We start from the raw sequence: 22,829 nt of genomic DNA, 5'->3' as shown, positions 1-22,829 counted from the left end.
CGTACAGGGGCCCACCGAATGCATGGGGTCCGCCCGAGCGGTCTGGAAGCGCTTTTCCGGAGTGGAAGCGTTTTCCCGCCGCCGGCTGGCCGTCCTACCTTGGGGCATGAAGATCACCGTCCTCGGAGCCGGAACTGTCGGCACCGCCGTCGCCGTCGACCTCGCCCGCAGCAGCGAGACCGCGCACGTACAGGTGTGCGAGGCCCAGCCCGCCACCCTCCGCACCTTCCGCGCCGCCCACACCTACCCCGGCCTCCGCACCTACGAGGCTGACGCCCGCGACGCGCAGGCGCTGGAGCCGATCCTGAACGGGAGCACCTGCGTCGTGTCGTGCGTCGGGCCGGAGCACTCGCCGCGGCTGGCGCGGCTGGCGCTCGACCTGGGCGCCCACTTCGTCGACCTCGGCAACCCACTGCCTGACCCCGCCCTCGCCGAGCACGCCGAGCGGCGGCAGCGCTGGGTGGTGACCGGCTGTGGGCTGGCGCCCGGACTCGTCGGCGTGCTGGCCATGCGGGCCGTCGGCGCGATGGACGAGGCGCGGGCGGTGCGCATCCGCGTCGGCGACGTGCCGCAGGAGCCGCGCGAGCCGTTCCGTCACCGGCTGGCCCACTCTGCGGAGCGCCTCCTGGACGACTACACCGAGCCCGCCCCCGTCCTCGTGGACGGGAAGATCGAGACGCGCGAGCCCATGACGGGCGTCGAGAGCGTCGAAGTGGACGGCTTCGGCACCATGGAGGCCTTCTACACGGGCGCCGGGCTGGGCAGCCTCGCCGAGGCGCTGGAGGGCCGCGTCGCCAGCCTCGACGTCAAGACGATCCGCCACCCGGGCCACGCTGAGCGCATGCGCTTCGTGCTCGACCTCGGCCTCGCCGAGCGGACGTCGCTCGACGTGCGGACGCACCTGACGTACCGCGACGTGCTCGTCCGCCGCCTCCGCAAGCGCCTCGGCGGCGACTACGACGACGCCGTCCTGCTCCGCATCGAGGTCGACGGCACCCGCGACGGCGCCGAGGGGACGCTCGTCTACGAGATGGCGGACCGCTGCGACCCGGAGACGGGCCTCTCGGCGATGCAGCGCTGCACCGGCTTCCCCGCCGCGACGGCGGCCGTCCTGCTGGCGGCCCGCGCGCTGCCCGGCGGCGGCGTCGGCCCGGCCGACCAGGTGCTTCCGATCGAGCCGTTCATGGACCGCCTCGCCGAGCGCGGCATCGCCGTCCACGAGCGCTGGGTGGCGGTGTAGACCCCGGAGCGCCGAGCCCCCCCCCGCCCCTGCGCTCCATGCCCTCCGTCCTGCCTCACCGCATCGAGCCGTAGGCGCGCAGCACGGAGCCGCTGTGGACGCCGCCTGCCGAGCCACAGAGCGTCACGCAGAGACGCGCCACCTCGTCCGCCTCGACGCCGCGCGTGCCCTCCTCTTCGTCGCCGAACAGGATCATGGAGGGCGCGACCGCCGCCGCCGAGACCTCGTCGGCCCGGTACTCCGCCGCGACGGACTCGACCAGTCGCACCACGCCCGCCTTCGAGGCCGAGTAGGCCGCCTGCTCGGCGACGCCCTTGTCCGCCCCCTGCCCCGAGGCGAGCGCCACGAGGCGCCCGGTGTGCCCCGACGCCTGCATCCGGCGGACGGCCTCCCGGAAGACCACAAACGTGCTCGTCAGGTTGACGTCCAAGACCGTCTGCCACGCGTCGAGGGCGGTCTCGGCGAACGGCGCCCCGGCCCACATGCCGACGGTGTGGACGAGCCCGTCGGGCTCGCCGAGGTCGGACGCGACCCGCGCGAAGGCGTCGGCGACGGCGGCCTCGTCGGTCACGTCGGCCACGACCGAGAGGTCGCCCACGTCGTGCGGGGCGCGGTCGAGGCCCGCCACGCGAGCGCCCGCCTCGGCGAGGTGTCGGGCGACGACGCGCCCGAGGCGGCCGTGGGCGCCGGTCACCACGACGACGCGGCCGGAGAGGTCGGGGAGGGACGAGTCAGACATGGAGAAACTCAGGGGTGGGGGTACGGAAAGATGCCCCCACTCTCCCTTCGCCGTGCGGACGCGACGGGAAACTTCACCCGTCCGGCCTTCACTCGGCCGACGTGTGGTCGTGCACGACGCGCCAGCCGTCGGGTGTTTCGGCGAGGATCAGCGTGAAGAGGCCCCCCGGCCCGGCGCCCGGCGCGTCGCCGTCGCGCTGGAGGCGCCAGCGGCCCCACACGAGGGCGCGGTCGGCAGCGAGCGGCGAGACGGAGAGGTCCGAGAACGCGAGCTGTCCCATCGCCGCGGCGTCCGGGTAGCTGCGGATGTAGCCGTAGAGGGCCTCTTCCCATCCCTCGCGGACGGTGCCGCCGGAGAGGAAGCGGAGCGTGTCGGTCCGCGCGTAGCCGTCCATGAAGCCTCGCACCGAGCCCGCGTTCCAGGCCTCGACCTGCGCGTCGAGTGTTGCCCGGACGCCCGCCTCGATGGCAGCGGCGTCGACCTCACCGGATGGGGAGGGAGCCGTCGAGGCGCACCCGGCGAGCGCGAGGACGGCGAGCAGAGCGAGGACGTGGCGAAACGACGAGAACGGCATCGGGGGCGTCGGAGCGGGCGTGCAGACTACGCACGCCAGGGCGACCGTTGGGCCGGGCACACAGAAGCTCCCTTGTCGGTCTCCGCCGCCGCCGGTAGCTTCGCGATCCCTGGAGGGCCGCCGGTCCGCACGTCTGCGCGCCCCTTCTATCGTCCGCCTCAGCCCGCGCCCTATCGCCGCGTTCGCTACGCCCGTTCGTTTCCCCGACGCCCTGACGGCGACCCCGCGGTCGCCCAGCGTCTGCTCGTAGCCCGCCCCCGATTTGCGCGCGCCGTCGTCCCCACGGACACGCTTCTCTCGCCGCCGTGCCGCCACGCTCAGCGTGCTCGCTGCCGTCGGCCTTCTCGTCCTGATCGCCCGGCCCGACCGGACGGCCACGGCGGGCGCCGCCGCGTGGCCCTGGCTCGCCGCCGCCGACACCGACTCGGTCGCCGTCCCGGACCTCATCGACCCGACGGCCGAGGACTTCGTCGCGGACGGCTTCGGGCTGGCCGCGCCGGACACCATCGACGTGGACAGCCTAGCCGCCGACACCACCGAGGTGGACTCGACGCTGCGGGCCCGCACGTACTTCCAGCAGCCGGCCCGGACCGGCTCGTCGGTGTCCATCGTGCCGCCGTTCCGGCCCGGCATCCGCGGTCGCCTGGGGACGTACTGGCGGCGGGACGTGACGCTCGACTCGGCGGCCTACGTGTACCGCGTCCGCGAGAGCGTAGGCGACACCGAGGTGCGAGCCCCGGCCGAAGTCTCCCTCTCCGAGTTCCTGGCCGCGCGCCGCACCGAGGCGCTCGGCGATCAGTTCCGGACGCTCGCCGCCCAGCGCTCCGATCGCCAGCAGGCCCGCCGGAGTGGCTTCGGCTTCGCCGTCGACATCCCCGGCGGCGAGCAGAGCGCGTTCCGGACGCTGTTCGGCAAGAACGAGGTCGCGCTGACGGTCAACGGCACGTCCAACGTGAACCTGGGCGTCCGGTACGACCGCAACGACCTCCAGGACGCGCTGGCCCGCGGCGGCAGCCCCTTCGCGCCCGACTTCGGCCAGGAGCTCAACCTCAACGTGGCGGGCACCATCGGCGACAAGCTGGCCATCAACGTCAACTACGACACCCAGAGCCAGTTCGACTTCGAGAACCAGGTCTCGCTCGTCTACACCGGCTACGAGGACGACATCATCCAGCGGATCGAGGCGGGCAACGTGTTCCTCCAGACGCCCGCGACGCTCATCCGCGGCGGCCAGCGTCTGTTCGGCCTGCGGACAGACCTCCAGTTCGGCCCGCTCGCCGTGACGGCGGTCGCGAGCCAGCAGGACGCCGAGACCGTCGACCGCGTCTTCGAGGGCGGTGCCGACGCCCAGACGTTCTCGCTGGCGCCCTACGAGTACGAGGACAACACGCACCTCTTCCTCGGCTACGCGTTCCACAACTGGTGGGACCGCGCCCACGAGCGCCCGCAGAACCCGCAGCTGCCGCCGGGCGCCCCCGGCCAGGGCGGCTTCCGCCGGTTCGTCGGCATCGAGGTGTGGAAGCACGAGCCGGGCCTGATCAACTCGACCCAGGAGGGCGTCGAGACGACGTGGGCGGTCGCCCTGGCCGACCTCGGCGAGCCGACGAGCGTGCTCGACGGCGGCGAGGCCTACCTGGGCGCGTTCGACCCGGTGACCGGCCAGTACGCCAACGAGGCAGCGCCGCTGCCCAACCCCGCGCTCGACCAGTATCCCGACGCCGTGCTGGACGGGGTCCGCGTGAACGGCGCCACGGCCACCGTCGAGACCATCACCGCAGGCCTGGAGCGGCCGTTGCCCGCCTCTGGCGCCTTCGCCAACAACGTCTTCCGGCGCCTCCGCGCCAACATCGACTACACGTTCGACGCACAGCTGGGCTGGATCTCGCTCGCGACCTCGGTCACCGACAGCGACCTGATCGCGGTCGCCTACCAGTACGAGACGCTCGACGGACGCCTCGTCACGGTCGGCGACTACGGCCGCCCAGCGCAGTCGACCTCGCAGACCGGCCCGCGCACCATCCTGAAGCTGATCCGGTCGGACCGCGCCACGCCCATCGACCCGCTCTGGGACCTGACGATGCGCAACATCTACCGCGTCGGCGGACGGAGCCTCAACCCGACCACGTTCGAGCTGGGGATCACGTACAAGCCTGCCGGCAGCAGCGCGGGCACCACGCCGCCGGCCGCCGAGCTCTCGTTCGAGCAGCGGACGTTCCTCGAAGTCCTCGGCCTCGACCGCGTCAACGAGCAAGGTCTCGCCAACCCGGACGACGTCTTCGACTTCAGCTCGGGCGTGACCGTCAACCCGGACAATGGGCGCGTCATCTTCCCCGTCCGCCAGCCCTTCGGTGACTACCTGCGCAACCTGATCGAGACGGGCTGGACGGTCGGCACGATCGGCGCGCCGAGCGACAACGGCCGCATCGTGGTCTCCACCGGGTCGCTCACGCCCGCCCAGGCGGTCGCGAAGTACGTCCCGACGCTGTCCGACGGCACCGAGGCGGGCGAGTCGCTCTACGACCTCACCAGCGACAACGCGCGGCGCCGCCTGCCGCGCCTGTCCGACTACCGCGTCGAGGGTCAGTTCAAGAGCGCCACCCAGTCGGTGTTCAACATCGGCTTCCAGCTGGTCGAGGGGACGGTGCGCGTGACCTCCGGCGACCTGGAGCTGGTCGAGGGCACCGACTACCGCGTCAACTACACCGCGGGCACGGTCGAGATCACCAACCCGCAGTACCTGCTGGAGGGCCAGCGCGTGGCCGTCTCGGTGGAGCAGAATAAGTTCTTCTCGATCGGGAGCAAGACGCTGCTCGGCCTCCGGGCGGACTACCGCCTGAGCGAGGACTTCGGCCTCGGCGCCACCTGGATGCGGCTTTCGGAGCGGCCCCTCGGCGACAAGTTCCGCGTCGGCGAGGAGGCGCTCAACAACTCGATCGTCGGCTTCGACGGCGCCTTCCGCGCCGAGCCGCGCTGGCTGACGCGTGCCATCGACGCGCTGCCGCTCATCCAGACGCGCGCGCCGTCGCGCCTCGAGTTCCGCGGCGAGGTGGCCCGCCTCAACCCCGGCCACCCGCAGACGTTCGCCTACGACCGCACCCGCGACGCCCTCCGCGACCAGGGCCTCGACTTCGCCGAGGACGAGCAGTCCGGCGTCAGCTACGTCGACGACTTCGAGGGCTCGGAGAACGCCTACACGGCGCTCCGCTTCACCGACGGCTGGCGCATCGCGGCCCCGCCGGAGGACGCCGGGCCGGAGGGCAGCCGCGACGGCGCCGCCCAGGAGGCCGATGTCACCGACCCCATCCTCCGCTCCAACTGGCGCGGCCTCTTCACCTGGTACACCCTCACGGAGTCGGTGTACCGCGGCTTCAACCAGATCCTGTCGCCGGCGACCGAGCCCATCCCGGCCGTCGAGCTCTTCCCCGAGCGGCCCTACACCTCGTCTCGCGAGGAGGACCTGCCGCTGGACCTGCTGGACCTCTACTTCGACCCGACCCGCCGCGGGCCGTACAACTTCAACCGGACGGTCACCGGCGGCGAGTTCGTGCAGCAGCCGGAGGACGTGTGGGGCGGCTTCATCCGCTCCATCGAGAGCTCCTACTCCAACTTCGACGGGCAGAACAACATCGAGTTCGTGGAGCTGCTCGTGTCGCCGCTCGGCGGGCGCAACGGCACCGAGCCCATCGCCGAGGGCGCGCGCCTCTACCTCGACCTCGGGCGCCTCAACGAGGATGTGCTGCCGAACGGCTTCCTCAACTCCGAGGACGGCCTCCAGAACGGCGACGCACCCGTCGCGGGCGAGGTCGACGCGTGGAGCCGCCGGCCGACCGGCCGCACCAATGGCTTCGTCGACTTCTTCGACGAGACCGAGCGCACCGAGGACCTCGGCTTGGACGGCCTGCCCTCCACCAATGAGCTGTTTCCCACCTTCCCCTACGCGATCACCGAGGTGGACCAGTTCCGGCCGTTCCTCGACGCGCTGGCGGTGGACTCGCCCGAGCAGCGCCGCGCCGCGCAGGACCCCGCCGCCGACGACTACTACAACTTCGCCGACAACCGCTTCAACGACCAGCTGCGCTACCCCGGCACCAATGGCGCCTCGGTCCAGGAGCGGTACGCGCACTACTACCCGGCCTACGAGCTGAACTCGGCCGTCGCCCAGCAGCGGCTCCTCGCCGACGGCCGCGGCGTCTCGGTGCAGCCCAACACCGAGGACATCAACAACAACAACACCCTCGACCAGGCGGAGTCCTTCCACCGCTACGAGATTCCGCTGGACGCCGCCGGCATCGCCGCCAGCCCATTCTTCCTCAATACCCTCTCGACGACCAACAGCCTCAACCAGACCCAGACGTGGTACCTGCTCCGGATCCCGGTCCGCACCCAGAACAAGACCGAGATCGGCGGCATCGCCGAGGATGACTTCTCGCGCGTCGAGGCCGTCCGCCTCTGGACGACCGGCCACGACCGCCCGGCGACGCTCCGGATCGCGTCGTTCGAGCTCGTCGGCAGCCAGTGGCTCAAGTCCGAGGAGATCGGCTTCGTGCAGGAGGGCACCCAGGACGACCCTGCGGCGAGCGGCGGCCTGGACCCGATGCTGTTCATCGAGTCGGTCAACAATGAGGAGAACGCGTCCATCTACGCCATCCCCAAGGGGACCATCCAGAACACGGCTCGGACGCAGAGCGGCAGCATCCGCGCGACCCGCGAGCAGGCGCTCGTCTTCCGCGCCGAGGGCCTCTCCGACGGCCGCCGCGCCGCGCTGGCGCGCTCCTACGCGACCCGCCCGCTGGACCTGACCAAGTACTCCAACCTGCGCACGGCCATCCACGGCGACGGCTTCGCGCGTAGCGACTCGATGCGCGTCTTCCTCCGCTTCGGCGACGACGAGACGGAGAACTACTACGAGATCGAGCAGCCGGTCTACCCGTTCGACCCGCAGGACCTCGCGCTGGTGCCGGGCGACTGCCCCATCGACCAGCCCTTCAACTGCGCCAAGTCGGACAGCCTCTGGCAGACGAACGTGATGGTGGGCGGCGAGCGGGTGGACCTGAACCCCATCAACGTGGTCCTCTCGGAGCTGAACCGGGCCAAGCTGGAGCGAGACCGGAGCGGCCGACCGCTCGACGAGCGGTTCACGCTGAGCGACCCCGAGGGCGCGCCGCCGGGCGCCACGATCACCGTGCGCGGCCAGCCCTCGATCCAGGACATCCGGACGGTGGTCCTGGGCGTCCGCAACGGCCCCGGCGGGGCGGCCGTCGTGGACACGGTCTCGATCTGGTTCAACGAGCTCCGAGTGACCGGCTACGACGAAGGCGGCGGCGCGAGCGGCTTCCTGACGGCGACGGTTGCGCTGGCGGACGTGGCGTCGCTGAACGCACGGGTCAGCTTCACCGACGACGGCTTTGGCGAGCTCGGCGGCGCGCTCGGCGGGCGCAACTTCGCCCAGCAGACCGCCTTCACCCTGTCGTCCTCGTTCAACGCCCACAAGCTGCTGCCGGAGCGCTTCGGGTGGTCGATCCCGCTCTCGTACTCGCTGACGCAGAACGGCTCGACGCCGCGCTTCGACCCCGACAACGGCGACGTCCGCCTGGACGACCTCGTCCAGCAGGCGCGCGAGGCGGAGGTGGTCGAGGGCAGCACCGCGCTCCCCCCCGACCTCCGGGCGGACGCCATCCTGGAGCGGGCGCGCACCCAAACGGCGTCCCAGAGCGTCCGCGTGCAGGTGTCGAAGAACGGCAGCCGCTCGCCCTGGCTGCGCTACACCGTCGACGGCCTCTCGGCGTCCTACTCGCGCTCGATGCAGAGCAGCACCAACCCGTCGAGCAGCCTCAACGAGTCGGACGGGTGGACGGGCACGCTCAACTACCGCGTCACGGTGCCGGACCCGCTGGCGGTGAAGCCGTTCTGGTTCACGCGGTCGGTGCCGCTGCTGGGGCGGGCCATCGGCGGGCTGCGGCTGAACCTGCTGCCGTCCAACCTGACGCTGGCGACCGACGCCCAGCGGAGCCTCTCGGCGACGCAGCAGCGCCTCGGCAGTGAGTTCCTCTCGGAGCCGGACTCCATCAGCGCCTTCCGGGCCCTCACGCGGCGCTCGCAGCGCTTCGAGCACGGCCGCCAGATGAACCTCCAGTACACGCCCTTCCCGTTCCTCCAGATGTCGTTCGGGTCGGACACCGACCAGGATCTCGGTGAGGCAGGCCAGCGCGAGCAGTTCCGGGTGCTCGTCCGCGAGCGCGACGGCGGCTTCGCCCGCGTCTACGACCTCAGCCCGGCGGGCGCACGCTCCGACACGAGCATCGTCTACCGCGACCTCGTCGCCGAGTTGGACGGCTTCAACGACGGGGACCCGTTCCCGAGCGACCGCGTCGAGATCCTCGGCGGCTCGGACCTCCAGATCCTCCCCCTCGGCGAGGCGCTGAGCAACGTGTTCAACGGCCAGCTCCGGACGCGCCAGTACACGCAGCAGGCGACGGCCTCGCTACGGGTCAACATCGCGAAGCAGAAGTGGCTCTCGTGGCTGCAGCTCCAGCCGATCAGCGTGTCCACCAACTACCAGTGGCGCGATCAGCCGAGTGCGGCGGCGCCCGACTTGGAGGTGGCCTCCGCGGGCGCCTCGGCCTCCGTTCAGAGTTCGCTCCGGATCGCGCCGCGGACGTTCTGGCGGCTCTTCCCCTTCTACCGCTCCTGGGAGCGGCCCGCGGCGGCGTCCGACTCGTCGAGCGGCTTCGACCCGGCCCGTCTCGCCCGGCGCGTGTTCGTCGCCGCGACCGGCATCGACGACATCACCGTCACCTACCGGGGGGCGTCCACGACGGCCACGGGCGGCCTCGACGGGCAGGCCTACAGCCTGCTCTCCGGCCTCACCGGCGCTGCGCCGTCGCTGGGCTACCGGCTGGGGCTCTCGCGCGAGATCGGCATCGACCAGCGCATCGCCAACGACGCGGCCTTCAACACCTTCTCGGACCTGCTCGGCGCCAACCACGACGTGGACGTGCGGACGCAGCTGTCGCCCTTCCGCGGCCTCTCGGTCGGGCTGAGCCTCCGCACCGCCTGGGGCGCGACCGAGGAGATCGACTTCCAGATCCCCGAGGGCGGCGGCGACCCGATCCGCTCGGTCGGGCGGCGGTCGGGCCAGGGCGAGTCGACGGTGTTCGCGTTCGGCGGCAGTTACGATGCCATCGTCGCGCGCCACGCGGAGCGCTACGACGCCAACGCGACGCCCAACGCCGACGGCATCATCGTGTCGGAATTCCTCTCCCCGACCGGCTACGCCGACGACTTCGCCGCGGAGCTGGGGCGCGGCTTTGGCGCGTTCGGGCCGAACGGGCTCTTTCCGATTCCGCTGCCCAACTGGAACGTCACGTACTCGGGCCTGGAGCGGCTGCCGCTCATCCGGAAGATCGCCAACCAGGTGAGCCTCCAGCACGGCTACTCGGCGACCTCGCAGACGGGCTTCGCGACCATCTTCGACCCGGACGCCCGCCTGATCCAGCTCCCGTCGGAGTTGGGCGGCGACCTCTACGCGGGCGCCGCGGCCCTCTCGGAGAGCGGGTACGACGAGGCGACCTCGGTGACCGTCAACGAGCGCTTCCAGCCGCTCGTCGGCATGTCCTTCGGCTTCAAGCGCAACATCCAGGCGAGCCTCTCCACCAACCGGACGTCGCTCTACACGCTCTCGACGCCGTCCGCCTCGGTCTTCAAGCGCACCTCCCGCGACCTCCGCGTGGACCTGTCGTACGCCCGGACCGGGCTCCGGCTCTTCGGCCTCCGCGGCGTCAACAACCAGATCCGCCTCCAGCTGACGGCGCTCATCGCGGACGACGAGACCTTCACGGGGCTGCCGCTCCAGGTGGATGTCCTCAACCTCCTCCAGGGGAGAGACCTCGCAATCCAGACCCCGACCCTCACGTCTCGCTTCCAGCTCTCGCCGCAGATCAGCTACACCGTCTCCAGCCAGGTCACGGCCAACCTGATCGCACAGTACGAGCAGACGACCTCCGAGGTCGCCGGGACGACCAACCGGTTCACCGGCGGCGTCAGCCTGCGGATTCTGTTCTCGAACTAGGCGCCCTCCGACGGGTCGAGGCGGTCCGCCCAGGACTCGTCGGGACCCGCCGGGCTCGCTGCCCCCGATGCGTCTGCCCCAACCCGCTGTTCTCCACCGTCTCGGGCGGATGCCGTACCGCGAAGCGTGGGCCCTCCAGCAGCGGCTCCAGGATGAGCTCGTAGCGGCCAAGCGTGCCGACCCGCCGCGGGCCCTCCCGCACGCCGTCCTGGTCGTGGAACACCCGCCCGTGTACACGCTGGGCAAGAGCGGCGACGCGGCTAACCTGCTCGCCAGCGAGGCCGAGTTGGACCTCCTCGGCGCCACCTTCGTACCGGTCGACCGCGGCGGCGACATCACGTTCCACGGTCCGGGGCAGGTGGTGGTGTACCCGATCCTCGACCTGGACCGGCTCTACACGCCCGAGGGCGAGTCGCTCCACGACCTGCACCGCTACCTGCGCGAACTGGAAGAGGCCGTCATCCGGACGTGCGCCGAGTGGGAGGTCACAGCCGACCGGGTAGCCGGGCGTACCGGCGTCTGGGTCGGCCCCGACGCCCGCGGCGACGAGCGGAAGGTGTGCGCGATGGGCGTCCGCTGCAGTCGCTGGGTGACCATGCACGGACTGGCCCTCAACGTGACGACCGACCTGGGGTGGTTTGACCGGATCGTGCCCTGCGGCATCGACGACCGAGGCGTGACCTCACTCGCCCGCGAGTCCGACCGCCCGGCGACCTTCGACGCCGTCGCTGACCGGCTGCTGGTCCACCTCGGGGACCGGCTGGGGCTGGCGCTGAGCGACGCCTGAGACCGCCTGTTTCCCCGTTCCCTGCGGAGATTCGCCCTGCCGGGCAACTTCGCGGGGCGGCTGCGTACGTTCCCCATCCCCTCTTTCAACCGCGTGCCCATGCCTCCCTTCAACGTCGACCAATTCGCCCGCCAGCTCCTCGCCGAGGCCCTCTTCTACGATGAAGAGTACGGCGCGCTCGGCAACGTCAGCCTCATCGACAAGGAGAGCGTTCGCGAGCGCTACCTCGCGTCCTACGACCCCGACCGCGACATCTACCTCATCGAGGAGGCCGTCGAGTGGGAGGAGCTCGACGCCGACGAGGATGGCGAGGTGGACTACGCCCTGGCCGTCGATGGTCAGGAGTACGGTACCTACGAGACGCCCGAGGCCGCCGCAGAGGTGCTCATGACGCTCGCCCGCGAGCACAACCTCGGCCCCAGCTTCATGATCCTCTTCGACGAGGACACGGCCTAGCGCTCCGGACTGCGGAGACGACCGCACCGATTTCGATCCCGCCCACCTCGGCACGTTGCTGGGGTGGGCGGTGTCCGTCTCGGCGGCGGCCCGACCGGATCCTGCGGGCCGGCGGTCGGCCGTCTAGTCGACCGCGGTCCCTTCGCGCCACAGCGCGAGCGCGAGCGCTGCCCAGCCCGCCATGAACGCGAGGCCACCGAGTGGCGCGACAGCGCCGAGCACACCGAGGTCGAGCAGGACGAGCGCGTAGAGACTCCCTGAGAACAGGACCACGCCCGCCACGAACAGTCGGGCGGCCCAGAGCGCCACCGCCGAGCCGCGACGCCCTGCGAACACGCCCGCACCGACCGCCGCGAGCGCGTGGACGAGGTGATACTGCGCACTCGTCCGCCACGTCGTCAGCCGCTCCGGCGTCACGGCGTCGGCGAGGCCGTGGGTGCCGAAGGCACCGAGCGCGACCGCGAGGCCGCCGAGGACGGCCGCCACGGCTGCCAGCCGGAGGCCGGGCTCAGCCCGCATCGGAGCCGCCCTCGACCGTCCGCGCCGGGAGCACCTGGAACGGGACTGTCTTGCCGTTGAGGCGAAGCAGGTAGCTGCCCGCCGGGTACGACCCATCCAGCATCAGATAGAACCGGAACGGCCGGACGACGGCCGCGCAGACCGTCTCGCGCGGCTGGCGCATCGTCAGGTCGACGGTCACGAACTGACTGTCGCGGCTCTGCGTGACGTCGGTCAGTTCCGCGCACGCGTCGGGAAGCGCGCCCTGGACGAGCACCTCCACCGCGACGCCGTCGCCCGGTAGCGGGCGTCCCGCAGGGCGGACCGCGATGGAATCCACGACGGCCGGGTAGACGAGGTAGCGCGTGCTGTCCGAGAGCGGCCGGATCAGCATCGTCTCGCGGTTCGGGTCGCTCCCGACACGATAGCCGAAGCGGTCGCGGTCAGGGCCATCCGCTGCCCCCGACGATCCGCCGCAGGCGGCCAGCACGAGGGCGAATACGGCCAGGAAGAGCGCGCGCATCACTCGGCCTCGTCGTCCGGAGCCGCCTCATCGTCCGCGACCGGCGCCGCCTCGGCGGCCCGGCTCGGCGGCGGCGTCAGCGACGACGGCGCGTCGCCAGCGAGGAGCTTCGCCTCGGGCTGTTCGTCGGTGACGGTCTCGGTGGGTGCGTCGCCCCAGAGGCGCTCCAGGTCGTAGTGCGCCCGCAGCTCGGGGTCGAAGACGTGGACGGCGAGGTCGAAGTAGTCGAGCACGATCCAGCGGCTCGTGCCGGGCTGGCCGTCGCGCGCCACGGGCCGCTCGCCCGCCTGCTTGCGGATCGCGTCCACGACGCCGTCCACGATGGCGCGGATCTGAAGGTCCGACTCGCCGGTCGCGATCACGAAATAGTCGACCTCGCCGGAGATGCCGCGCAGGTCCATCACGGTCACGTCGCGGGCACGCTTGTCGAGGGCTGCGTCGAGCGCGATGCGGGCCAGCTCACGGCCGGGGGTGGGGCCGGAGCGGGGAGCGCGTTGAGACTGGGAGGCAGAGGCAGACATGGAGTCGGTCGAGATCAGAGAAAAGGTCAGTCGGAATCGTACGAGGCCAGCGCGCGGTAGTCGGCGCCGACGTACACGGTCACGTCGAGAGAGTAGTCGGTGGTCGGCCCTCCGGTGTCGACACGCTCTGCGCCGAGGCCGAGGGCCTGGGCCACGTAGCGAGCGTCGAGGGCGGTGCCCGAACGCACGACCACCGTCGTGGTGTCCCGCGCGGGCGCATTGCCGATATCGACCACGTCGAACCCCCGACGGCGGAGGTGGGCCGTCACCCCGGCCGCGAGCCCATCGACGCCGGCCGCGTTGCGGACCTCCACCTGGATGCGCGAGTGGTCCTCGGCGGCGGTGCGCTCGGGTACCGTCCGCGGCGTAAACGTCCGCGTGACGAAGCCGTAGAGGAGCACGAGCACCGCGAGCCCGCCCACCAGGAGGGCCGCGTTGAGAAGGCCGTCGCTCAGGCGGGAGCCGGACAAGAGATCGCTACTCGGCGTCGCGGAAGAAGAGGTCGTCTCCGGAGCCGACGCTGAATCCCGTGCTGAAGCCGGTGCCACCGCCGCCGTACAGGCCGTAGCTACGCGCCCCATAGCCATACCCGGACGTGCCGTACGGCGAGGCGTAGCTCCCGTACGGGCTCTGCTGGACGCTGAGGTGGATCATGGCGTTCTCCGTCGGCCGGTACGCGAGTTCCGCGTTGCGGAGGAAGACACGCGTGTCGCTGGCGCCGTCAAGCCCGAGGCCGCCCTGGATCTCGGACGAACCGAACGGGCTGTGCATCACGCCCACGTCCACGCGCCCGGCCAGGTTCTGGGTCGGCTGCCACCGGAGCGAGGCCGTGTACACGCCGAGGCCGATGGAGCCGCCCGCCCCACCGCTGTACGACGCCTCGTAGGACTGGCTGAACTTCAGCGTCTGGGCGTTGAACAACTGACCCAGGCCGAGAGCACTGGGCGTCTCAGACAGCACCACCGGCGCTGAGCGAACGGGCACATCGGCCGCGCGCTGAGCGCGGACGGGCACGGCGAAAGCGAGGAGAGCGGCGAGGGCGAGCGTGCGCATCGAGACGGTCGGGGCGGATCGGGCAGGATAGACTGCGCCGGAACAGGAGTCAACCAGAGGTGGGGGCCATCCGCAGAGACCACGGAGCCGCCAGGGACCCAACGCGGCGTCCTGCCGGGTGGTGCCTGGCCGACCAAATAGAGCCCGCGGGGCCCGAACGCAGCGCGGGGCGACCTCCCGAAGGAGATCGCCCCGCTGGCAACGGATCCGGGGCCGGAGCCCCGAGCCGATTACATGCCGTCGTCGTCGGTGGCCTCCTCGACGTCACCGGCGGTCTCGTTGACCTGGTCCTCGATCGCCTCGCCAGCCTGGTCGGCCTCGGCACCCATCTCGTCGATGGCCGCATCAGCCTCGGCGCCCATCTCGTCGATGGCGGCGTCGGTCTCGGCACCCATCTCGTCGATGGCGGCGTCGGCCTCGGCGCCCATCATCTCGGCATCGGCCTCGATGGCGTCGTCGGTCTGGTAGGTGTCCGTATCATCGCCGCAGGCGGCGATGGGGAGCGAGAGAGCGAGCGCGAACAGCGCAATACGCTTCGTCATGGTAGTAGGGGGTGGTGTGATACAGGGGACCCGGGAGCGATCGCCGGGACTCGCGCACCGAGGTGACGAGTGCTGCTACAACGGCGCCACCGCCCGGTAGTTGCCCACATTGCTGGACAACGGCGTCCAATTTTTCAGACACAGCCTCCAGAATGACGCCTCCCCGAGCACCTTATTCGGCCCTGTGGCCCTCTGAGGACTGTTTTCGACCGCTCTGTGAAGACTGTGGACCCGTCCTGTATCACAGACAAAAGGCCGCCAGCTCATCCAAACGGGAGAGCCGACGGCCTCGAATGGTCTCTGCGCGAAACTACATCGCCCCCCCAGTGAGGGCGTTGCCTCCTTCCGTCAGGGCCGAGCCGAGCGTCTGGAGAGACGCGTTGTCGCCAGCCGCGGCTGACGTGGCCTCACCGAGGCGCTGGAGCGTCGCGCCGACGGCCGCACCGTCGATGGGCGACTCCTGGAGCTGACCACGGAGGAGCTGGAGATCCTCGACGACTGGCGCGAAGTCCGGGTTGCCGTCGAGCTGGGCGATCCAGCCGTCGATGTTGCTGATGGCGGCCTCGCCCGGAAGCGACGTCAGGCCACCGGCTGCCTGCACCGCCTCGACGGTGCCTTCGGCGGTCACGTCGGTCGCCGGGGCGGCCATGGTGTCAGCCGGCATGGGGTCGACGGTCTCGACGACGGCCGTGTCCTCGACGACAGGCTCGTCGGGGGTGGACTCGCACGCCGAGAAGGGCAACGCGAGCACGAGTGCAAGAAGGGGAAGACGGGAGGTCATAGCAGGGCGGGTAAGGAGAGAGAGGGGCAAGAAGCCCTTTGTCTCCCTAACCCGCTACCGACGCACAGGATCGCCACTCACCTGCATTTCACGGCCTTATACGGACATTCCTGACCTCACCTCCCGTCGACAGGGACCGTCCAGGTGGCAGGGCGCTCCGCTCCGGCCAGCGACGCGGCGAGGCGGAGCAGGCGGGCCTGCTCAGGCCAGGCGAGACGCCGCGCGGCCGCCTCGACAGGAAGCCACGCCGCGGCATCGTGTTCCTCGTCCAGGACGGGCTCACCCTTGACCTCGGCCGCGAAGGCGGGCGCGAGCACGACCCGATCTGCAACCCAGTCGTAGTGGGCGTTGACGGACGGAAGCGTCCACATCGTGAGGAGCCCGCCCCCGGGATGCCAGCCGGTCTCCTCGGCCAGTTCGCGGAGTGCGGTCTCCCAGGCAGCCTCCCCTGCGTCCACCTTCCCGCCGATCATGCGCCAGGTACCTGCGTAGGCGTGCCCGGCGGCCCGCCGAGCCACGAGCCACTCGGTCTCCCCCGCCGGGGTACGGCGGTACGGGTACACATCGACGGCGTGGATCGAGAGGACGGGCATGGCGGGAGAACGGAACCGCCTCGGCGCGGTTCACACCCCATGGACGGTCAGATCTACCTCGTCATCGCCGGGACCTTCTTCGGGTTCATCCTGCTCGCGTTCGTGCTCCTGTACCCGGTCTACCGGTTCCTCCAGCGCCAGGAGCGCATCGCGGACGACTGGACGCCTCGCGCGGTCGCGGACCGGACGCGGGCAGCCCGGAAGGCGACGCCCCCTGACCCGCCGACGCCGGACGGCTGAGGGATCACAACCGGATCCACGGCCGCATCTTCTCCAGGGTCTTCTCGCCGATGCCGCGCACCTCGGTGATCTGCTCGGCACTCCGGAAGCGTCCGTTCACGCGACGGTACTCGACAATTCGCCCGGCCAGCGCGGGACCGATCCGTGGCAACCGCTGCAGTTCCGCCGCGGACGCCGTGTTGATGTTGGTCGGCGCGGGCGGGGGCTTGCCCGAGCGGCGCGGGGCCGCCGCGCGCTCGACGACGGCCTCGGCGATCTCGGACGCCGTCGAGTCGCTCTCCTCTGGCGCGGCGTTCGGGGGAGGCTCGGCAGCCTCTTCTGCGCCAGTGAGCGGCGCAGCGAAGGCCCGAGGGGTGAACGACGCCGTGTCCGCAGCGGCCGTGGCGAAGGCGGCGTCGGCAGCAGCGAAGAGGTCAGCCGGGACCGGCGCCGAGGAGGACTGGACGTGACGCGCGGCCGTGCCCCCCAGCAAGGCGAGGAGCAGGACGAGCGCCGCCGTGCCTTCGGGTCCGCTCAGTCCCGCGTGCGTCCGGAGGCGGTAGAGCCAGCGCATGGCAGGAAGAAAGTCTGCGAGAGTCCCCATAGACCCGCGACACCGCCACACGTAACCTCTGCCCCGCTCGCGGCACCGCGCCGACCGGCGAGCGTACGTCGGGCATGATCGTCCGCACCGACGCCATCGTCCTCCACGCCTTCGACTACGGCGAGACCAGCCGCATCGTCCGGCTGCTGACGCGCCCTCATGGCGTCATCGGCGTGCTCGCACGGGGCGCGCGGCGTCCGACGAGCGCCTTCGGCTCGACGCTCCAGCCTCTTTCGTACGTCCAGGCGGTCTACTACCACCGGCCCCAGCGTGGCCTACAGACGCTCAAGGAGACCGCCCACGTGGTCCGGTTCAAGCGCCTCACGTCCGAGATCGAGCGCGTTCCGCTGGGCCTCCGCGTGCTCGAGGTCACGCGCTCGCTCGTGGAGGAAGGCGAGGCCCACCCGCTCGCGCTTGACCTCGTCGTACGGACGCTGGAGCACATCGACGAGGCGGACGCCAACGCAGCCAACGCCGTGCCCTGGTTTCAGCTTCATCTCGCCTCGCTGCTCGGCTTCGCGCCCGACATCCGGCGGGAGGATGTCGAGGCGCTCGGGGACGAGGGCGGGCGGTTGCTCCTCCAGAGCGGTGCCGTGATCCCGGCGGGGGCCGAGGCGGGCGCATACGAGATGTCGTCTTCCAGCGGTGGCATCGAGGCCAGCCGCGCCGCGCTCCGCGCCTTCGCCGTGCTCGCGCGGACGCCGCTCGCCACCGCCGGTCGCATGCGCCTCGCCCCAGACGTCCGCCGCGAGGTGGAGGGCCTCGTCGACGCCTTCGTGCGGGTGCACACCGAGTCCACGTACCCGGAGCGCGTTCGCCAGGTGGCGGACCAACTCGATGCCGGACTGGGGCGCCAGGACGAGGCCTGAGTTCCGTACGGAACCGCCCTGCACCCCTCGCGAGGCGGCCTGGCTTCCGCCATCGGCTACCTGTGCAGAGTTGTGTGTGACGGACGCGTGCCCTACCTTCGCGACGGACACCCTGGTCCTCCATGAGCCGTCGACAGCTGACCCAGAAGCAGCACTCTTTCCTCGAATACCTGCGCGAGCACGTCGAGACGCACAAGGTCTGGCCGACCTACCGCGAAATCGCCGACCACTTCGCTTACCGGTCGCCCAACTCGGTCACGCAGAACCTGCAGGCGCTCTCACGAAAGGGGTTTCTCCAGCGCGACCGAAACGGCTACGCGCTCGTGGAGTCGACCTCGCGGGACGGGTCGATCCGCGTCAAGGGGGCCTTTCGCGACGGGCGCATCGAGCCGTCCCCCTCGGACCGGCTCTCGCTGACGACGCTCTTCCCGGACTTCTCGGGCCTCCACGCCCTGGAAATCGAGGACGACACTGCCCGCACGTCGGAGCTCGGAGATGCCCGCTACGTGTTCGTCTCCGATGACGAGGCGCCCGAGGGCGAGACTGTCGTGGTGATGGACGGCGGCCGCCTGTCCCTCGGCACCGTCGGCACCGACGGCGACGTCGAGTGTGACGAGCCGACGGTGGAGCCGCAGGTACTCGGCCGCTACGCCGGGCACGCGGGTCCGTACGGCATCGTCCGCGCCCCGCGGCGTCCGCAGACCGAGGCGTAGCAGAAGTCGGGCGCCGGGATTAAGGCCCGCTCGGAGGGAGCCGATATCCGTGGGGATGTCCGCTCGCCCCCTCCTATGACTGCCCTCCGCGTCCTCCTCGCCGCCACGGTCCTGCTCGGTCTCTCTGCCTGCGACTCGAGTGGCTCGTCCACCAGCGCCACGTCCGGCGTCTGGGCCGGCACGGCCGAGTTCCAGATCGACACGCTCATGGCGGGTCAGAACTTCCGGGTGCTCACCGACTACGAGACCCGCTACGAGTTCGAACTGACCGAAGACGAGGACGGCCTCGTTCTCGGCTACCTCTACCAGTACAACACCGGCACGTTCACGCTCCGCGAGCCCCGCGACGACGAGGACGGCAACCAGACCATCATCGAGCGGACGGCGATCTGGGACGACGACCTCGTGCAGACGTGGCCCGTCTACGGCACCTACGGCCGCCCCACGCTGGAGCTCGACCTGCCGCAGGCCGAGGAGTTGGGCATCTTCCCGAAGGACCTCTGGACGTTCACCGTCGTCGGCGACCGGGCACGCCTGGAGGCGACCCAGATCATTCACGGCTACACCTTCGAGGTGTTCGAGGACTACGAGAGCGACTTCACGATCACTCTCAGCCCGTCGAACCAAGACGAGTTCTCGCTCCGTCGCCAGTAGACGGCCCGCCTGCCGACGACTTGCTGCGTCGGCAGCGCTCGGAGCAGTACACGACGGCCTCCCAGTCGCGCGCCCACTTCTTGCGCCACGCGAAGGGACGGCTGCAGACGGGGCACGTCTTGGTGGGAAGGTGAGGCTTGCGATGGGCCACTGGGGCGCGGAGAGCGCGGAGAGCGCGGAGAGCGCGGAGAGCGCGGAGAGCGCGGAGAGCGCGGAGAGCGCGGAGAGCCAAGGTGCACCCGCCTCGGCACCGAGGTGGGCGGAGTCGGAGACGGAGTGGAACTTTTCATGGCCGTGGCGACCTCACTCCTCACTCCTCACTCCTCACTCCTCACTCCTCACTCGTGACCGTCCGCCAGATCGCCGCCGTCAAGACCGCCCGGTACGCCGTGCTGGGCCCCGAGGACGGCCCCGTGGATGAGGTGTGGATGGCCTGCCACGGCTACGGCCAGCTGGTGCCCTACTTCGGGCGTCACTTCCGCGCCGTCGAGCGACCGGGGCGGCTGGTGGTGGCCCCCGAGGCGCTGAGCCGGTTCTACGTCACGCCCGTGGACGCGGCGCCCGCGCGCGACCGCCGCGTCGGGGCCACCTGGATGACGCGCGAGGAGCGGGCGTCCGACATCGCCGACCTCACGCGCTACCTCGACGACGTGTTCGTGGCCGCCTGCACCCGTGCCGACGCCGACCCGCTCGCGGTCCGCCTGACCGGCTTCGGGTTCAGCCAGGGCGCGGCCACCGTCTCCCGATGGCTGGCCCGGAGTCCGCTGCTGGCGCGGCGTCCGCGGCGTGCCGACCGGTTGATCCTGTGGGGCGGTGGCCTGCCCCACGACCTCGACCTCGGCGCCGAGGCGGGGTGGCTCACCGACGCGGGCGTCACACTCGTCGCGGGCGACCGCGACGGGTTCGCCACGCCCGCCCGCGTGCTGGAGCAGGAGGCCCGGCTCCGGGCCGCCGACGTCCCGGTCGAGACACGGACGTTCAGCGGTGGGCACCGGCTGAACGACCGCGTCCTGCGCGATCTCGGCTAACGGAGGACCGTCAGTTGGCTGGTCGTGACCGCGCCGGCGCCATCGACCAGCCGGACCAGGTAGACGCCTGCCGACCACCGCGACGCATCCAGCGGCACCTCGTGCGTCCCGGCTGTCTGCGGCCCGTCGGCCAGCGTCGTCACGCGGCGGCCCGTCGTGTCGAACACGTCGAGGCGGACGGTCCCGGCCTCGGCGACCTCGAAGGCGACCACGGCCCGGCCTCGGACCGGGTTCGGGCGAGCCCCCATGACCAGCGCCGACGCTTCCGAGGACGCGCGCACCGGCGCCACACGCGCGGACGACGACGACCGCAGCGTACCCGGCTCGAAGACGGCGTAGCCGACCAGTTCTTGGGCGTGCGAGGTCTCGTCGTCGGCCGAGCGCTCCTCCTGGAGCAGCAGCCGCGCGCCGATGCGACCCGTCAGGCGGACCCGGACCGTCACCGGGTCGGCCTCGGCGATCGACTGCGTCGCGGCCAGGATCAGGGCGCTCGTCGAGACGGTCGTGCCGTAGCGGGTCCGCGTGATCGAGTCACCAGCGCGGACCCGCTTGGCGACGGCCGGGCGCGACCCGCTGCCCACACCCGCCTCGATGGCGACCCAGGCGACCGTGGCCGGCGCCAGGGAGGGGCCGCCGGCCTCCTGCTGCACCAACCGGACCTGCGCCCGGTCCTCCCGCACCCGCAGCCGCGCCGTCACCACGGCGTCGGTGTCGATGGCCTGGGCGAACACGATCGGCGCGCCCGGGAAGGCCGTCGCGTAGTCGATCGACCCGACGCCGTTGCCGTTGGTCGTGGTAAAGCCCGCCTCGATCCGCCGCCCGTCGTCCAGGGTGTGGACGCCCTCCTCGACCACCAGGTACGGGATGTCGAGGTCGAGGTGCGTGCCGTTGAGGTAGGGCCACTCGGCAAGCTGGATCTCGAACCGGTCGGCCGTCACGTCACGCACGCGCGGGACGGCGGGGCTGGCGACCTGTTCCGAGGAGAACGAGGGCGCCACCACGACCGGGCTCGTGTAGGCCCGCTCCAGGAAAATGGGGTAGAAGCGGCCGGGCTCCTGCTCGGGCCAGTTGAATACGCCGATCTCGCCGATGGCCGCATTGCCTCCCGACGTGCCGTCGACCGTCACTTCGACCGCAGCCGTGTTGTTGTCCTCGTCGCTCTCCGCGACCTGCTCGTCGGCGTCGACCTCGAGGACGATGTAGTAGGTCCCGTCGGCCGTGCCTTCGGGAATGGTCACCGTCGCCGAGTCGTCCGACTCGTCGTCCGCGTCGACGCCGTCGTTGTCGATGTCGAGCAGCACGTCATCCGCGGGGTCGAGCACGGGGTCGGCCGAGAAGTAGAACCGGAGCACGAGCGGGCCGGTGTTCTCGTCGCCGACGTTCGAGATCGCGTAGTCGAGGGTCACGTCCTCGCCGGCCATCGGGTCGCCCGACGTGAGCGTGCCCGAGACCACCAGGTCCGCGCCGCCGCCGCCGCCGCCGCCGCCGCCGGGCACCCCGACCTCGACCGAGGCGGTGTTGTTGCCCTCGTTGGTCTCCGCGACCTCGTCGAAGGTGTCGACCTCGAGCAAGATGTAGTACGTCCCGTCAGCTGTTCCTTCAGGGATGGTGACCGTCGCCGAGTCGTCCGCGTTGTCACCTGCGTCGATCCCATCGTTGCCGATGTCGAGCAGCACCTCGTCCGCCCCGTCGATCGTGGTGTCGGAGGAGAAGTAGAACCGCAGGGTCAGGCTCCCCGAGTTCACGCCGCCGACGTTGGACACCGTGTAGTCGAGCGTCACGTCCTCGCCTGCGTCGGGCCGGGACGTGCCGACGTCACCGTCATCCGGGGCGACCGAGGCGGAGACGACCAGGTCCGGGCCTGGCCCGCCGCCGCCCTCACCGATCGTGATGGCGTTCGCGCCGACGTTGTTGGTCTCGTCCGTCTCGAAGACGAAGTCGTTCGGGTCGACGACGGCGAGCACGAAGTAGTCGCCGTCGGCGATGCCAGAGGGCAGGTTGAACTGCTCGGAGTCGCCCTCGCTCTCGCCGGCTTCGACGTTGACCTCCTCGGCCTCGAGGAACTGGTCGCCGTCGTCGAAGGCGGCGTCGTTGGAGAAATAGAACGCGACGGGCACGTCCTCGACGTCCTGGTCGCCGGAGTTCGTGACCGTGTACTCGACGGTCACCCGGTCGCCGGCCTCCGCCTGCTGGTCCCCCTCTTCCAGGAACGAGGAGATGCGGAGGTCGGGCTGGGCGGCGGGCGCAGCGGCGACCAGCGCCACGAGCGCGAGAGGGAAGAGTCTGGAGAGATGCATGCGTGTCCTGAAGTATGAGCAGAGAGCGAGGTGGCCATTGGGGCACGGGCGGCGGCTCCGGCCAGTTTCC

At 71.0% G+C, this 22,829-nt stretch carries 21 protein-coding genes and 1 pseudogene; 9 read left to right on the top strand and 13 right to left on the bottom strand.

Translation table 11 applies throughout. From position 1 onward, the window contains the following. Nucleotides 1–106: 106 nt before the first annotated feature. Nucleotides 107–1,240 (top strand): saccharopine dehydrogenase family protein, encoded by a 1,134-nt coding sequence (locus B1759_RS12890; protein ID WP_158225247.1) that lies wholly within the window; start codon nt 107–109, stop codon nt 1,238–1,240. Nucleotides 1,241–1,295: 55 nt separating this feature from the next. Here B1759_RS12890 and B1759_RS12885 read toward each other — a convergent pair whose 3' ends face one another. After that, entirely contained in the window at nt 1,296–1,979 is a 684-nt protein-coding gene (locus tag B1759_RS12885; RefSeq protein WP_095515476.1) for an SDR family NAD(P)-dependent oxidoreductase, read from the bottom strand. Between the two features lie 88 nt (nt 1,980–2,067). Then, the gene (locus tag B1759_RS19740; RefSeq protein WP_158225246.1) at nt 2,068–2,553 is read right to left on the bottom strand and encodes a DUF4440 domain-containing protein; all 486 of its coding nucleotides are present in this window, start codon (nt 2,551–2,553) and stop codon (nt 2,068–2,070) included. 322 nt (nt 2,554–2,875) lie between these two features. Here B1759_RS19740 and sprA point away from each other — a divergent pair, with 322 nt between their 5' ends. The 3 genes from sprA (at nt 2,876) to B1759_RS12865 (ending at nt 11,864) form a co-directional block, all read left to right on the top strand. Then, on the top strand, nt 2,876–10,621 hold the full coding sequence (sprA, locus tag B1759_RS12875; RefSeq protein WP_158225245.1) for a cell surface protein SprA: 7,746 nt from the start codon (nt 2,876–2,878) through the stop codon (nt 10,619–10,621). A gap of 67 nt (nt 10,622–10,688) precedes the next feature. Beyond that, the gene (gene lipB, locus B1759_RS12870) at nt 10,689–11,408 is read left to right on the top strand and encodes a lipoyl(octanoyl) transferase LipB (protein ID WP_095515474.1); all 720 of its coding nucleotides are present in this window, start codon (nt 10,689–10,691) and stop codon (nt 11,406–11,408) included. A gap of 99 nt (nt 11,409–11,507) precedes the next feature. Further along, nucleotides 11,508–11,864: a hypothetical protein gene (locus B1759_RS12865; RefSeq protein ID WP_095515473.1), complete on the top strand. Its 357-nt coding sequence runs from the start codon at nt 11,508–11,510 to the stop codon at nt 11,862–11,864. A gap of 123 nt (nt 11,865–11,987) precedes the next feature. Here B1759_RS12865 and B1759_RS12860 read toward each other — a convergent pair whose 3' ends face one another. From B1759_RS12860 to B1759_RS12825, 8 genes are all read right to left on the bottom strand, one after another. Further along, a complete protein-coding gene (locus tag B1759_RS12860; protein ID WP_095515472.1) occupies nt 11,988–12,383 on the bottom strand; it encodes a DUF423 domain-containing protein in 396 nt (131 codons plus the stop codon). Next, on the bottom strand, nt 12,373–12,885 hold the full coding sequence (locus B1759_RS12855) for a hypothetical protein (protein ID WP_198948864.1): 513 nt from the start codon (nt 12,883–12,885) through the stop codon (nt 12,373–12,375). The genes B1759_RS12860 and B1759_RS12855 overlap by 11 nt, the downstream gene beginning before the upstream one ends. Continuing rightward, complete coding sequence (rsfS, locus tag B1759_RS12850) at nt 12,885–13,406, bottom strand: ribosome silencing factor (protein ID WP_095515471.1); 522 nt, start codon at nt 13,404–13,406, stop codon at nt 12,885–12,887. The genes B1759_RS12855 and rsfS overlap by 1 nt, the downstream gene beginning before the upstream one ends. 26 nt (nt 13,407–13,432) lie before the next feature. Continuing rightward, nucleotides 13,433–13,876 carry a LytR C-terminal domain-containing protein gene (locus tag B1759_RS12845; RefSeq protein WP_198948862.1) on the bottom strand — a complete coding sequence of 148 codons (444 nt, stop codon included), beginning with the start codon at nt 13,874–13,876 and terminating at the stop codon, nt 13,433–13,435. A 7-nt stretch (nt 13,877–13,883) separates the two neighbouring features. Next, nucleotides 13,884–14,459, bottom strand: a complete 576-nt coding sequence (locus B1759_RS20010) for a hypothetical protein (RefSeq protein ID WP_095515469.1) — start codon at nt 14,457–14,459, stop codon at nt 13,884–13,886. A 230-nt stretch (nt 14,460–14,689) separates the two neighbouring features. Continuing rightward, nucleotides 14,690–15,001 carry a hypothetical protein gene (locus tag B1759_RS12835; protein WP_095515468.1) on the bottom strand — a complete coding sequence of 104 codons (312 nt, stop codon included), beginning with the start codon at nt 14,999–15,001 and terminating at the stop codon, nt 14,690–14,692. Between the two features lie 310 nt (nt 15,002–15,311). After that, a complete protein-coding gene (locus tag B1759_RS12830) occupies nt 15,312–15,782 on the bottom strand; it encodes a hypothetical protein (protein ID WP_143537380.1) in 471 nt (156 codons plus the stop codon). 116 nt (nt 15,783–15,898) lie between these two features. Next, nucleotides 15,899–16,375, bottom strand: coding sequence for an NUDIX domain-containing protein (locus B1759_RS12825; protein ID WP_095515466.1), 477 nt, complete (start codon nt 16,373–16,375; stop codon nt 15,899–15,901). A 39-nt stretch (nt 16,376–16,414) separates the two neighbouring features. Between B1759_RS12825 and B1759_RS12820 the strand changes: the two genes are divergently transcribed. After that, complete coding sequence (locus tag B1759_RS12820; protein WP_095515465.1) at nt 16,415–16,615, top strand: hypothetical protein; 201 nt, start codon at nt 16,415–16,417, stop codon at nt 16,613–16,615. Between the two features lie 4 nt (nt 16,616–16,619). Here the strand turns inward: B1759_RS12820 and B1759_RS12815 are convergent, their stop codons facing one another. After that, on the bottom strand, nt 16,620–17,168 hold the full coding sequence (locus B1759_RS12815; protein ID WP_198948860.1) for a helix-hairpin-helix domain-containing protein: 549 nt from the start codon (nt 17,166–17,168) through the stop codon (nt 16,620–16,622). Nucleotides 17,169–17,272: 104 nt separating this feature from the next. Between B1759_RS12815 and recO the strand changes: the two genes are divergently transcribed. From recO to B1759_RS12800, 3 genes are all read left to right on the top strand, one after another. Continuing rightward, nucleotides 17,273–18,067 carry a DNA repair protein RecO gene (gene recO / locus B1759_RS12810; protein WP_095515463.1) on the top strand — a complete coding sequence of 265 codons (795 nt, stop codon included), beginning with the start codon at nt 17,273–17,275 and terminating at the stop codon, nt 18,065–18,067. 122 nt (nt 18,068–18,189) lie between these two features. Beyond that, nucleotides 18,190–18,780, top strand: coding sequence for a LexA family transcriptional regulator (locus B1759_RS12805; RefSeq protein WP_095515462.1), 591 nt, complete (start codon nt 18,190–18,192; stop codon nt 18,778–18,780). 75 nt (nt 18,781–18,855) lie between these two features. Further along, the gene (locus B1759_RS12800; RefSeq protein ID WP_095515461.1) at nt 18,856–19,434 is read left to right on the top strand and encodes a hypothetical protein; all 579 of its coding nucleotides are present in this window, start codon (nt 18,856–18,858) and stop codon (nt 19,432–19,434) included. 19 nt (nt 19,435–19,453) lie between these two features. On the opposite strand, the pseudogene B1759_RS20535 reads toward B1759_RS12800, so the two are convergent. After that, nucleotides 19,454–19,585: pseudogene (locus B1759_RS20535) on the bottom strand (DUF2256 domain-containing protein); the annotation flags it as partial. 193 nt (nt 19,586–19,778) lie between these two features. Here B1759_RS20535 and B1759_RS12785 point away from each other — a divergent pair. Beyond that, nucleotides 19,779–20,462, top strand: coding sequence for an alpha/beta hydrolase (locus tag B1759_RS12785; protein ID WP_143537379.1), 684 nt, complete (start codon nt 19,779–19,781; stop codon nt 20,460–20,462). On the opposite strand, the gene B1759_RS12780 is transcribed toward B1759_RS12785, so the two are convergent. Then, nucleotides 20,459–22,759: a CARDB domain-containing protein gene (locus B1759_RS12780; RefSeq protein WP_095515458.1), complete on the bottom strand. Its 2,301-nt coding sequence runs from the start codon at nt 22,757–22,759 to the stop codon at nt 20,459–20,461. The two genes, B1759_RS12785 and B1759_RS12780, sit on opposite strands and share 4 nt — an antisense overlap. Between the last annotated feature and the right edge of the window lie 70 nt (nt 22,760–22,829).

This window comes from Rubrivirga sp. SAORIC476 (assembly GCF_002283555.1).
GTDB lineage: Bacteria > Bacteroidota > Rhodothermia > Rhodothermales > Rubricoccaceae > Rubrivirga.
The sequence above is the reverse complement of the archived record's forward strand: the minus strand, read 5'-3'. Positions and strand labels throughout refer to the sequence as shown.

Bases quoted from the DNA above. Each gene is read 5' to 3' on its own strand.
- B1759_RS12800 (WP_095515461.1), top strand. From the start codon at position 18,856: ATGACTGCCCTCCGCGTCCTCCTCGCCGCCACGGTCCTGCTCGGTCTC.
- B1759_RS12825 (WP_095515466.1), bottom strand. From the start codon at position 16,375: ATGCCCGTCCTCTCGATCCACGCCGTCGATGTGTACCCGTACCGCCGT.
- rsfS (WP_095515471.1), bottom strand. From the start codon at position 13,406: ATGTCTGCCTCTGCCTCCCAGTCTCAACGCGCTCCCCGCTCCGGCCCC.
- B1759_RS19740 (WP_158225246.1), bottom strand. From the start codon at position 2,553: ATGCCGTTCTCGTCGTTTCGCCACGTCCTCGCTCTGCTCGCCGTCCTC.
- B1759_RS12805 (WP_095515462.1), top strand. From the start codon at position 18,190: ATGAGCCGTCGACAGCTGACCCAGAAGCAGCACTCTTTCCTCGAATAC.
- recO (WP_095515463.1), top strand. From the start codon at position 17,273: ATGATCGTCCGCACCGACGCCATCGTCCTCCACGCCTTCGACTACGGC.
- B1759_RS12865 (WP_095515473.1), top strand. From the start codon at position 11,508: ATGCCTCCCTTCAACGTCGACCAATTCGCCCGCCAGCTCCTCGCCGAG.
- lipB (WP_095515474.1), top strand. From the start codon at position 10,689: ATGCGTCTGCCCCAACCCGCTGTTCTCCACCGTCTCGGGCGGATGCCG.
- B1759_RS12780 (WP_095515458.1), bottom strand. From the start codon at position 22,759: ATGCATCTCTCCAGACTCTTCCCTCTCGCGCTCGTGGCGCTGGTCGCC.
- B1759_RS12815 (WP_198948860.1), bottom strand. From the start codon at position 17,168: ATGCGCTGGCTCTACCGCCTCCGGACGCACGCGGGACTGAGCGGACCC.
- B1759_RS20010 (WP_095515469.1), bottom strand. From the start codon at position 14,459: ATGCGCACGCTCGCCCTCGCCGCTCTCCTCGCTTTCGCCGTGCCCGTC.
- B1759_RS12860 (WP_095515472.1), bottom strand. From the start codon at position 12,383: ATGCGGGCTGAGCCCGGCCTCCGGCTGGCAGCCGTGGCGGCCGTCCTC.
- B1759_RS12830 (WP_143537380.1), bottom strand. From the start codon at position 15,782: ATGACCTCCCGTCTTCCCCTTCTTGCACTCGTGCTCGCGTTGCCCTTC.
- B1759_RS12835 (WP_095515468.1), bottom strand. From the start codon at position 15,001: ATGACGAAGCGTATTGCGCTGTTCGCGCTCGCTCTCTCGCTCCCCATC.
- B1759_RS12820 (WP_095515465.1), top strand. From the start codon at position 16,415: ATGGACGGTCAGATCTACCTCGTCATCGCCGGGACCTTCTTCGGGTTC.
- B1759_RS12855 (WP_198948864.1), bottom strand. From the start codon at position 12,885: ATGCGCGCGCTCTTCCTGGCCGTATTCGCCCTCGTGCTGGCCGCCTGC.
- B1759_RS12885 (WP_095515476.1), bottom strand. From the start codon at position 1,979: ATGTCTGACTCGTCCCTCCCCGACCTCTCCGGCCGCGTCGTCGTGGTG.
- B1759_RS12890 (WP_158225247.1), top strand. From the start codon at position 107: ATGAAGATCACCGTCCTCGGAGCCGGAACTGTCGGCACCGCCGTCGCC.